We start from the raw sequence: 10612 nt of genomic DNA on the forward strand, positions 1-10612 counted from the left end.
GGTTGTCGACGCGAGACCCAGCACCGTCGACGGGCCACACTTGACCCTCCCGTTGCCGGAGGCCCCACGGTGGACGTAGCGCAGCCCACCCGGGCGGCACCCCCGAGAGGAGACGACCCATGATGACCATCGGCGAGTTCGCGTTGCACAGCGGCCTCAGCGTGAAGGCCCTCCGCTTCTACGACGAACGCGCGCTGCTGCCGGCCGCGCACATCGACCCGCAGTCCGGCTACCGGCACTACCGCACCGACCAACTGCGGGACGCCGTGACGATCCGCGTCCTGCGTGCGGCGGGGATGCCCCTGGACCTGGTCGGCCAGGCGCTCGCCGAGCCCGACCGGCTCGACGCGCTCCTCGACGAGCATCGCCGCGCCCTCGCGGCCCGGCGCGACCTCGAGGACCGCGGCCTCGCGCTCACCGCCCGCCTGGGCGACTGGCAGCACGGCGCCGATGTGGCCGTCCGCGACGCCGAGCCCGTCTACTGGGCGGGCGCCCGCCGGACGCTCGACGTCTCGGACGACGTCACCGACGACGCCGACGACTGGGGCAACACCACGCTCGAGGCGCTCGGCCAGGCGCTCTTCGCCGCGGGGCACCGGCCCCTCCCCCTCTGGTGGACGACGATGCGTCAGGGTCCCTCCCCGGCGCAGGTCGACGTGCTGATGTGCTTCGCGACCGCTGAGCCCGTGGGCGCCGAGGTCGCGCTTCCCGGCGAGCAGATCGAGACCGGGCGCCTGCCGCGGCGGCGCGAGGCCTGGGTCCGCCGGACGTTCGCACAACTCGAGGGCGACCTCCTCGACGACACCCCCGGCGGCCGGCTGCCCGACCCGGCGGTCATCGCACTCCTCGCCTACGCCGAGAGCGCAGGCCAGGACGACCCGTGGGAGCTCCGCCAGATCGGCGTCCCGGACGCCTCCGGCCAGCCCGTCGGAATGGACCTCGCCTTCACCCTCCCGGACGCCTGACCCGAGCCGCCGGCCGCGTTCCCCGTGCCAGCAGCCCGGTCATCGGCGCGGTCCACAGGTCGTGGCCGGCGGCGCCCCACCCCTCCAGCAGGGCGTTCGCCGCGAGGAACCCCGTGGTCGCGGCCCGTTCCATGAGCGCCACCGGGTAGTCGCACCGGACCCAATCGCCCGCGAGCATCAGCTGCGGCGAGGGCGTCCGGACGCCCGCCCGGGCGGCCCACGGGTCGGTGCCGCTCAGCGGGCAGTCGTCCCGGACGAGCACCTCCCGCGCGATCACCCCCGCGGACGTCGTCTCCGGATAGACCGCGTGCAACTGCTCCTCCAACTCCCGCACCACCGTCTCGGACGCCGCGGCGTCCCCCAGGACGCCCGGGTCGCACGCGTACGCGTGCAGCTCGACGACCGACCCGCGCTGCCCGGACGCCCACGCCGAGGCGCCCGCCTCGAACCGCTCCAACACGGAGACGTTGTCCAGGCGTCCGTAGCCCGACGTCCCGAGGAACGCGGGCCGGTCCGGCGCCACGAGGCGGTCCAGCCACAGCCGGACCACCACGAACGGCGGCGCGTTCCGGGCGGCGGCCACGGCGTCCTGCCAGGCGGAGAAGCCGGGCGCCTCCACGGCGTCCAGGCCGGCGACGATCCCGCGCGCGGCGCGCGGGTCGGCGGCGAGCACGACGGCGTCCACGGGCTCGACGGAGCCGTCCACGCTGATCGAGGCGCGCTCGCCGCCCAGCGCGACGCCGTCCACCCTCGCACCGGTGACGATCTCGACGCCGAGGCGTCCGAGGTAGTCGCCCAGCGGCGCCCACAACGCGGAGTCGTAGTCGTCGCGGGGCACGTCGAACAGCAGCCCCTCGGCCGAGCCGATGAAGTAGGAGTGGAACATCGCGACCATCTCCCCGGCGCCGAACTCGCGCGGATCGGCGAAGAAGGAGCGCGCGAACACCTCCAGGGCCAGGTCGCGCGCGCCCGCGGGGAAGCGCAGCCGATCGAGGAACGCGGCCGCCGATTCCCCGTCGTAGCGGGCGTACGTCTCGGGGAAGCGGACCCGCATCAGCTCCAGCGCGGCGGGCACGTTCACCCTGGCCAGCGCCGCCGGCGTGAACGCGGGATTGCGCTGCACGAACCGGAGCACCGACCACGGGGGCGTCCGGGGGAGGCCGGCGAACGAGTCGCGCGGACCGTCCGGACGCTGCAGCGGGTAATCCGCGACGGGCGTCAGCATGCGCAGCTCCGGATCGACGCGCCGCAGCAGCGCCCGCAGGTTGTAGTACTGCCGAAAGAACGCGTGGAACCCGCGGCTCATCGTCCGGCCGTCGGGCAGCGGCCACGCGGCGACCCGGCCGCCGAGGCGTCCGGTGGACTCCACGAGCGTCACCGCGACCCCACGCTCCGCGAGCGCGGTCGCGGCCGCCAGGCCCGCGATGCCGCCGCCGACGACGGCGACGCGTCGTCCGCGGGCGTGCGCCGCTCCGGGACGCCCCCGGTGCCGGACCGCGCGCCGGTCCCTCCCCGGCCGGTTCTCGCTCATCCCGCCGCTCATGACGCCACCCCGCTCCGCCGCTGCTCACGACGTCGGCCCTCGTCGCAGCCCTGTTCTTCGGTGCGCTCGCCCGGCCCACCCGGACGCCGGCCCAGCCGCACCCACACCAGCATCGTCAGCGTGACCATGGCCCAGCCGAAGCCGAAGTCTTCGACGGGGATGTCCCACGGGATCCGGACGCCCGACGTCTGCGCCGGGTTGTAGAGCACGATCGGGTCGCTCAGCTTGGTGAGCCACCCGTCGACGAGGACCTGAAAGAACACGACCATCGCGATCGAAATCCAGTACTGCGCGGTGCGGAAGAGGCCGGTGCGCAGCACGAACAGTTCCAGCGCGGCGACGGCCGCGACGGCCAGCACCGTCAGCGCGGTGTACTCCGGGACGCCGAACTCAGGCACGCTCCTCCTCCTGCACCCGGTTCTTCCCCCGCACGCGCCCGAGCACGAACCCCACGCCCTCGTAGGTCAGCAGCCCGCACACCGGGATGACGAGGAAGAACACCAACTCCTCCAGCGGCATCGGCCCCAGCATGAAGCCGGTGGTGAACCGCGGGCTGTACGTCCAGTGGTCGCGCACGATGCCGAGCACGTCCCACGCCACGAAGAGGGCGACCGTCGGCAGCAGCGCGAGCGCCAGCCGCACCGGACGCCGGTACACCCGCGCCCGCAGCACGAACTCCAGCGGCAGCGTGATGGCCACGCAGGCGGCCATCAGCAGGAGGTATTGAAAGCGGTCGTCCACTTCAGCGGCCCGGACGCCGGGTCACACCTCGACGGTGCCGTGCGCGCCGCCGTCCGGACGCTCACCCGTCACCGCCGCCTTCGCGACCCGGATCGCCTGCGCGACGCTGTTGCCGCCGTCCCAGTACTCCCCCGACGCGATCGTCACGGTCAGGACGACGTTGTTGGGGTCGTCGACCTCGCCCGCGAAGGCCTCGTTAAGCTTGCTCCACAGCTCCCGCTTCTTGGCCGGGTCGCGCTCCACCGAGCCGGTCCCCGCGAGCGAGACGTAGGTGTTGCCGTCCATGAACGAGAGGTTCACCGCGCGCCCGTCGGACTGCTCGGCCGCGTCGTTGCTCGCCTGCGTGATGAAGCGGGCGTCCCAGCCGTCGAGCTCCTGGATCGTCATCGGCCGGCTGACAAGCTTCGATCCGTCCACCGTCGACGTCGTCAGCATCACGAACCGCTGGCCCTCGATCAGCGTGCGCAGTGCGTCGGTGTGGTCCTGCTGCTCGGCCATGGGGCCCCTTTCGTCGCGTGGCCTCCCACCCTAGGGGTTCGACAAAGCTTGGACAACGGCCCCTTGGGGTGGTCGCGCTCCTCCGCTCACCCCTCCCCGGACGCCTCGCGCGCCGGCCGTCCGAACGACAGCTCGAACCCGCGCAGGGTGTAGCCGGCGACAAGGTCGTCCCAGCCGAGCGCGGGCTCGGCGACGATGCGAGGCTCCCGGTCCAGCAGCCGGGTGAGCAGCACCTCGGTCTCGGCGATGGCCAGCGGCTGCCCGGGGCAGCGGTGGGCCCCGTCGCCGAACGTCAGGACGGCCTCGTTGACCCCCGACGGCAGCGGGCGCCCCGGACGCACGTCGAGCGCGTCCTCCCCGACCGCCCGCTCGTCGGCGTTGGTGTCCCGGACGCACACGTCGACCAGGTCGCCCTCCTCCACCCGCCAGCGACGGCCGGCGTCCGTGATCTCGAACGCCGCGGACGCCCGCCGGTACAAATGCCCGACGACCGGCTCCAGCCGGATGATCTCGTTCAGGATCGCGTACCGCTCGCGGACCCCGGCGGCCCGGAACCGCTCGCGCAACCCGTCGTCAGCGAGCAGGTGCCAGGCGGCCATCGTGATGAACTCCCGCGTCGTGACCATGCCGGCCGTGCCGTAGGTGACGCACTCGACGAGGATGTCGAGGTCGGTGTACCCCTCGCCGATCAGGTGGCTGACGATGTCGTCGGCCGGCGCGCGGCGGCGCCGGCGGATCGCCGGCCGGACGTCCGCCGCATAGAAGCGCGCGATCGGCAGCAGCCCGTTCGCGGCGGCGCGCGCCCACTGCTGGGGCGTCCGGCCCAGATTTGGCTGCGTGATGTCGAACGGCGGCTGCCGGAAGAACGTCACCAGCCGCCGCGCCATCCGCGGCACGGACGACTCCGTGAGCCCGACGATCCGCGAGGTCACCTCGACCGAGTACAGCAGCGCGAGGTCGTCCAGGCGGACGCCGCCGGCGGCGTCCGCCCTGCTCAGCAGCGCATCCGCGGACGCGGCCATCGCTTCTCCGTACCGCTCGGCGACGACCGCGGGCGCGAAGAACCGGGCGACCTTGGAGCGCTGTTCGTCGTGCAGCGGTCCATCCGACATGAGGATCGGGTGGTGTTTCAGCCACCCCTTCGGGACGTACTCGGCCGTGAACCCCGCCTGCCGCGTCTCGCCCCGCGCCCTCAGGACGCCCCGCGCCGCCTCCAGCGACCGGACCCGCCACACCCGGCCGGACCGCTCCACCCTCGGCCCTCCGGACTCCCCCGGACGCCTCGCCCGCCGCCCCACCGCGCCCCCTTCAACGTTTCTACCTGACGTTCTCCACACTAGGGTGTGGGTTTCGTCACACGCCCCCGGACGCCGCGGGCGGCCCAGCACCACGGGCGGGACGTCCCAACGAGAAGCCCATCACGCCGGCCGTCGACCAGGATCGGAACGGCGCCCCCGGCAGGATTCGAACCTGCGCACGACGGATTAGAAGGCCGCTGCTCTATCCCCTGAGCTACGGGGGCCGTCGCCGCATACTGTAACCCGCTGCCGGGCTGCCCGTGGACGCCCGGCCCACCGGCGGTCGCTCCCCCACCCGACGCCGTCGCGCGCCTCAAGAGAGACGCCCACAAACCCAGGACGCCGCCGGCGTCGGCCGACGGCGTCCCTACAAATGAAGAATGACCCGGGCTCAGTCGCCCGCCGCGTCCCTCCCCCGCCGGACGATCAGCGGGTCGGGGTCGTACACCACGGAGTTGTCGCGGCCCTCGTACTCGAACTGGTTGAGGAAGGCGCGCATCGCGTTCAGCCGGGCGCGCTTCTTGTCGTTGCTGCGGATCGTGATCCACGGCGCCTCGTCGGTGTCCGTGCCGGCGATCATCGCTTCTTTGGCCTCGGTGTAGGCCTCCCACCGGTCGAGCGATTCAAGATCCATCGGCGACAGCTTCCACCGCCGCACAGGGTCGATCTGCCGGATCGCGAAGCGCGTGCGCTGCTCGCGCTGCGTCACCGAGAACCAAAATTTCGTGAGATGCGTGCCGGAGTCGATGATCATCTTCTCGAACTCGGGCGTCTGCCGCATGAACTCGTCGTACTGCTCCTGCGTGCAAAAACCCATCACCCGCTCGACGCCGGCCCGGTTGTACCAGGAGCGGTCGAAGAGCACCATCTCGCCCGCGGTCGGGAAGTGCTGGATGTAGCGCTGGTAGTACCACTGCCCGGCCTCGGTCTCGGTCGGCTTGTTCAGCGCGACCACGCGCGCGGCGCGCGGGTTGAGGTGCTCGGTGAAGCGCTTGATCGTGCCGCCCTTGCCGGCGGCGTCCCGACCCTCGAAGAGAATGATGTGCCGGACGCCGTGATCCTGCCCCCAGTACTGCAGCTTCAGCAGTTCGACCTGCAGCCGGTACTTCTCGCGCTCGTATTCGCCGCGCCCGAGCCGCTCGTCGTACGGGTAATCCTCCCGCCACGTCTCGACCGCCCGGCCGCCCGGATCGATGAGCTCAGGGTCGGGGCCCTCGGTGTCGGTGACGGTGTACCCCTGGTTCACCAGCTTGTCGATGAACTCGCGCAGGTTTTCCCGCTGTTGGGGAGCATCCTCCAGCATTTCGCTGATGTCATGCGCGTCCACGGACGACCTCTCTTCTTCCACGAATCCCTCCCCACCTTAGCGGCCCGAGGACGTCGGAAACGAGGGTCGCGGAGGCGGCGCGGCGGTCCAGGTCCGGTGAACGTACAGTAAGCACGTGAACGAACGACTGGTGTGGATCGACTGCGAGATGACGGGCCTCGATTTGGAGCGCGACGCGCTCGTCGAGGTGGCGGCCCTGGTGACGGACGCCGAGCTGAACGTGCTGGGCGACGGCGTCGACGTCATCATCAAACCCAGCGACGAGGCGATGGCCCAGATGGGCGACTTCGTCCGCACGATGCACACGAACTCGGGCCTGTTGCCCCTGCTCGCCGACGGGCTCACGATGGACGACGCCGAGCAGCGCGTGCTCGCCTACATCCGCGAATACGTGCCCACCGCGCGGCAGGCGCCGCTGGCCGGCAACACGATCGGCACCGACCGCGCCTTCCTCGCCCGCGACATGCCCGCGCTCGAGGGCCACGTGCACTACCGCAACGTCGACGTCTCCTCGCTGAAGGAACTCGCCCGTCGCTGGTACCCCCGCGTCTACTTCAACGCTCCTGCCAAGTCGGGCAACCACCGCGCGCTCGCCGACATCCAAGAGTCCATCGAAGAGCTCCGCTACTACCGCGAGGCGCTCTTCGTCGACCAGCCCGGCCCGACGGTGGCCGAACTGCAGAGCATCGCCCAGCGCCATCAGGGCGCGCTCACCGGCCACCGCGTGGCCGAGCCGACCACGGCGTCCACCGCCACCGACGCGCCGAGCGCGGGCTAGCCGCAGCCCGGCGCGCCGACCCCCCGACCGTGCCGGCCGGGGGCCTGGGACGCCTTAGCTCGCCGCCCCGTCGGCGATGCGCGCGACGATCATCGACAGCGACACCGCGCCCGGGTCGGGCGTGCCGACGCTCTTCTGCCCCAGCGGACGCGCCCGCCCCAGCTTGGCCGCGAAGTCCTTCGTCGTCTCGGCGCCCCGGTTCGCCTCCTCGGACGCCGCCCGCCACGCCGCGGACGCATCGCCGCCGTCGACGGCGGCCTCGAACGCCTCCACGAACGGGACGAGGGCGTCCACCAGCGTCTTGTCGCCCACGGACGCCCCGCCGAGCCTGATCGCCGCCTCCAGCGCGGCGCGCGCGGCCTGGGCCTGCGTGGCGAGGTCGACCCCGTCGGAGTCGCCGACGGTGTTGCCGACCGCGGTCAGCATCGCGCCCCACAGCGCCCCCGACGTGCCGCCCGCCCGGTCGGACCACGAGTCGCCCGCCCCGACCAGTAGCGTCTGCGCGCCCGCCCCCTCGCCGAGCAGCCGCTGCGCGGTCTCGGCCGCGGCGTGCGAGCCCCGCGCCATGCCGACGCCGTGATCGCCGTCGCCGGCCACGGCGTCCAGGTCGCCCAGCTTCTTCTCGTTCTCCTTCAGCAGGGCCGCGACGTCGGCGAGCGCCTCGGCGAGTCGCGCCGCGACCGCCTGCGACACCTCGGACCCGGGCTGCTCGACGCCCACCTGCGGACGCTCGTTGTTCAACTCGGTCGTGTCGGCCTCGGCCTCGGTCACCGAGCCCCGGCGGTAGGCGGGCGTGTCGCAGGGGGCGAACCAGAGCGGCTCGATCACGTCGTCGAGCCACAGCAGCGTGAGCGACAGGCCGTTCATGTCGAGCGACGTCACGAACTCGCCGACCTCGCCCTCCACGATCTCGATGCCGGCCTCCCCCAGCGCCCGGGCGACGCCGCGGTAGACGATGAACAGGTCTTCATACGGGGCCGAGCCGAGCCCGTTCAGCAGGGCGACGACCCGGCTGCCCGACTCGTCGGGACGGTCGCCGAGCAGCCCCTCCACCAGCATCTCGGCGATCTCGTCGGCCGTGCCGAGCGGCTTGGAGTCGATGCCCGGCTCGCCATGGATGCCGAGGCCGATGCCCATCGTGCCCGGCTCGACGTGGAACAGGGCGTCGTCGGCGCCGGGCAGCGTGCAGCCGTCGAACGCGACGCCGAAGCTGCGGCAGCGCTCGTTGGCGCGGTCGAAGATGGCGACCACCTCGTCGATCGGTTTGCCGGCCTCGCACGCCGCGGCCGTCACTTTGAACACGGGCAGGTCGCCCGCGATGCCGCGGCGACGCAGGTGCTCGTCGTGCGGCGCGGACGCGATGTCGTCGGTCACCAGCAGCGTGCGTGCGTCGATGCCCTCGGACGCCAACCGCTCGACCGCCTGGCCGAAGTGCAGCACGTCGCCCGCGTAGTTGCCGAAGCCGATCAGGATGCCGGCGCCGCGGTCGGCCGCCTTGCACACGCTGTAGGCCTGCGCCCCGGACGGCGACGCGAAGATGTTGCCCGCCACGGCGCCGTCGGCGAACCCGGGGCCCACCCAGCCGGCGAACGCCGGGTAGTGGCCCGAGCCGCCGCCGACGACCAGGGCGACCTTGCCCTGCGCGGTCTTGGTCGAGCGGACGACCCCGCCGTACACCGGCTTCACGTAGCGCGCGTTCGCCTGCGCGAACCCTTGGAGGGCCTCCTCGGCGTAGTTCACAGGATCGTCGTTGATCAGTCGAGCCATCGTTGGTTCTCCTCGTGATTGTTTGGGCACGTCACGGCCCTTTCTTGGGAGAGTATCCGGGGCCCCTGACAGTTTGGAACGCCCGGGGCGATGGTTGAATGGGGACGTCCTTCCGCGCCGATGCGGAGGGGTGGACGACCGTTCACGACCGAGGAGTTCCCATGCGCGCCGCCGTGTTCACCCGCCCCGGGCTGGTCGAGTTGACCGACCTGCCGACGCCGTCGGCGGGGCCCGGCGAGATCTTGTTGAAGGTGGAGGCGGCCACGCTGTGCGGCACCGACCTGCGCATCCGTTCGGGCGCGAAGTCGGCGGGCGTCGTCCCGGGGACGGTCATGGGCCACGAGATCGCCGGACGCATCGAGCAGGTCGGCGACGGCGTCGATGGGTACGACGTGGGCGCGCAGGCGACGGTCTCGATCGTGGTCGCCTGCGACCACTGTCCCCAGTGCCTGGCCGGGCTCGAGCACCTGTGCGACAACCTGAGGCTGTTCGGGTACGCGATCAACGGCGGGTTCGCCGAGTACGTGCTCGTGCCGGCGGACGTCGTCCGGCGGGGCAACGTCGTCCAGTGCTCCCGCGAGCTGCCGCCGACGCACCTCGCCCTGGCGGAGCCGCTGTCGTGCTGCCTCAACTCGTACCGCCAGTACCGGGTGGAGCCGGGCGACACCGTCGTCGTGCTGGGAGCCGGCCCGATCGGGCTGCTGCACCTGACGCTGGCGAAGCTCGGCGGGGCGCGGAACATCGTCGTCACGAACCGCTCGTCCGGACGCCGCGCCGTCGCCCAGCGCGTCGGCGCGACCCACGTGGTCGAGCCGGACGGCGTCCAGGCGGCCGTCGACGACGCGACCGGCGGACGCGGCGCCGACGTGGTGATCGTCTGCATCGGGGCGTCCGAGCTGGCGGACGTCGCGCTCCAACTCGCGCGTCCGGGCGGCCGGGTGAGCTACTTCGCCGGCTTCCCGAAGGGCTCGACGGCCGAGGTGGAGGTGAACCTCATCCACTACAAGGAACTGCACGTGACGGGCGGTTCGAACGCCCGCCGCGAAGACGTCGTCCGGGCGGTCAGCATCCTGGAGTCGGGCGCCATCGATGCCGACGCGATCGTCACGCACACCTTCCCGCTCGAGCAGATCGATGACGCCTACCAGGCCGTCGAAGACAAGCTGGGCGTCAAGATCGCCGTCGTCCCCTGACGCCGGCGTCTGCTGACGCCGGCTTTCACCATCGGACGCCTCCGCCCGGTGCGTGCGCCGGTCACGGGGGGCGGAGAGCGGGATGCCGGGTGACGGGTCCGGGCGGTCAGCGCGAACCGCCGCGGAGCGTCGACCGACGCGGGTGCGGCGAGGCGTCCGCAAAGCTGTGCGCACGGGATCCCTCATAACGCCGTTGCCACCAGGGACGCCGGATCCATCGCGCACTGGTTCGCGGGCATCGGGACGCCTGCGCGATCACCCAGGTGCCCGCGTCCGACGGCCACAGCGGGACTCGGGAGGCGTCCGGCGACCGACGACGCGGCGCCGGTTTCTCGAATCCGCGGACGACCCGGTATGCTGTCCTTCGCTGTTCGGGCTTTGACCCGGCGGCGATGGTGGGTATAGCTCAGTCGGTAGAGCGTCTGGTTGTGGTCCAGGATGTCGCGGGTTCGAATCCCGTTACTCACCCCAAACGGGTCAGGTGTGAACTTGCGACCAAGGG

The 10612-nt window shown here is 72.1% G+C and carries 10 protein-coding genes and 2 tRNA genes; 4 read left to right on the forward strand and 8 right to left on the reverse strand.

The features are described 5' to 3' along the window. Positions 1–119 precede the first annotated feature (119 nt). Complete coding sequence (locus tag WMJ97_RS12190; protein ID WP_347349271.1) at positions 120–965, forward strand: MerR family transcriptional regulator; 846 nt, start codon at positions 120–122, stop codon at positions 963–965. Here the strand turns inward: WMJ97_RS12190 and WMJ97_RS12195 are convergent. The 7 genes from WMJ97_RS12195 to ppk2 all read right to left on the reverse strand — a co-directional run bounded on the left by WMJ97_RS12195 (position 946) and on the right by ppk2 (position 6348). Continuing rightward, complete coding sequence (locus WMJ97_RS12195; protein WP_347349272.1) at positions 946–2496, reverse strand: FAD-dependent oxidoreductase; 1551 nt, start codon at positions 2494–2496, stop codon at positions 946–948. The genes WMJ97_RS12190 and WMJ97_RS12195 overlap by 20 nt on opposite strands. 8 nt (positions 2497–2504) lie before the next feature. After that, complete coding sequence (locus WMJ97_RS12200) at positions 2505–2906, reverse strand: lycopene cyclase domain-containing protein (protein WP_347349273.1); 402 nt, start codon at positions 2904–2906, stop codon at positions 2505–2507. Next, on the reverse strand, positions 2899–3249 hold the full coding sequence (locus WMJ97_RS12205; protein WP_347349274.1) for a lycopene cyclase domain-containing protein: 351 nt from the start codon (positions 3247–3249) through the stop codon (positions 2899–2901). The genes WMJ97_RS12200 and WMJ97_RS12205 overlap by 8 nt, the downstream gene beginning before the upstream one ends. A gap of 21 nt (positions 3250–3270) precedes the next feature. After that, the gene (locus WMJ97_RS12210) at positions 3271–3747 is read right to left on the reverse strand and encodes a pyridoxamine 5'-phosphate oxidase family protein (protein WP_347349275.1); all 477 of its coding nucleotides are present in this window, start codon (positions 3745–3747) and stop codon (positions 3271–3273) included. A gap of 86 nt (positions 3748–3833) precedes the next feature. Beyond that, positions 3834–5045, reverse strand: a complete 1212-nt coding sequence (locus WMJ97_RS12215) for a cytochrome P450 (protein WP_347349276.1) — start codon at positions 5043–5045, stop codon at positions 3834–3836. 151 nt (positions 5046–5196) lie between these two features. Next, positions 5197–5269 (reverse strand) — tRNA-Arg (locus WMJ97_RS12220). Between the two features lie 167 nt (positions 5270–5436). After that, positions 5437–6348: a polyphosphate kinase 2 gene (gene ppk2, locus WMJ97_RS12225; protein WP_347349280.1), complete on the reverse strand. Its 912-nt coding sequence runs from the start codon at positions 6346–6348 to the stop codon at positions 5437–5439. A 139-nt stretch (positions 6349–6487) separates the two neighbouring features. On the opposite strand from ppk2, the gene orn reads away from it, so the two are divergent. After that, a complete protein-coding gene (gene orn, locus WMJ97_RS12230; RefSeq protein WP_347349277.1) occupies positions 6488–7150 on the forward strand; it encodes an oligoribonuclease in 663 nt (220 codons plus the stop codon). Between the two features lie 54 nt (positions 7151–7204). Here the strand turns inward: orn and WMJ97_RS12235 are convergent, their stop codons facing one another. After that, entirely contained in the window at positions 7205–8917 is a 1713-nt protein-coding gene (locus WMJ97_RS12235; RefSeq protein WP_347349278.1) for a dihydroxyacetone kinase family protein, read from the reverse strand. Positions 8918–9078: 161 nt separating this feature from the next. Here WMJ97_RS12235 and WMJ97_RS12240 point away from each other — a divergent pair, with 161 nt between their 5' ends. Next, positions 9079–10110, forward strand: a complete 1032-nt coding sequence (locus tag WMJ97_RS12240; protein WP_347349279.1) for an alcohol dehydrogenase catalytic domain-containing protein — start codon at positions 9079–9081, stop codon at positions 10108–10110. Positions 10111–10505: 395 nt separating this feature from the next. Next, positions 10506–10581 (forward strand) — tRNA-His (locus tag WMJ97_RS12245). Positions 10582–10612 lie beyond the last annotated feature (31 nt).

The sequence above is a fragment of the Nigerium sp. genome (genome assembly GCF_039811905.1).
Lineage (GTDB): Bacteria > Actinomycetota > Actinomycetes > Propionibacteriales > Propionibacteriaceae > Propioniciclava.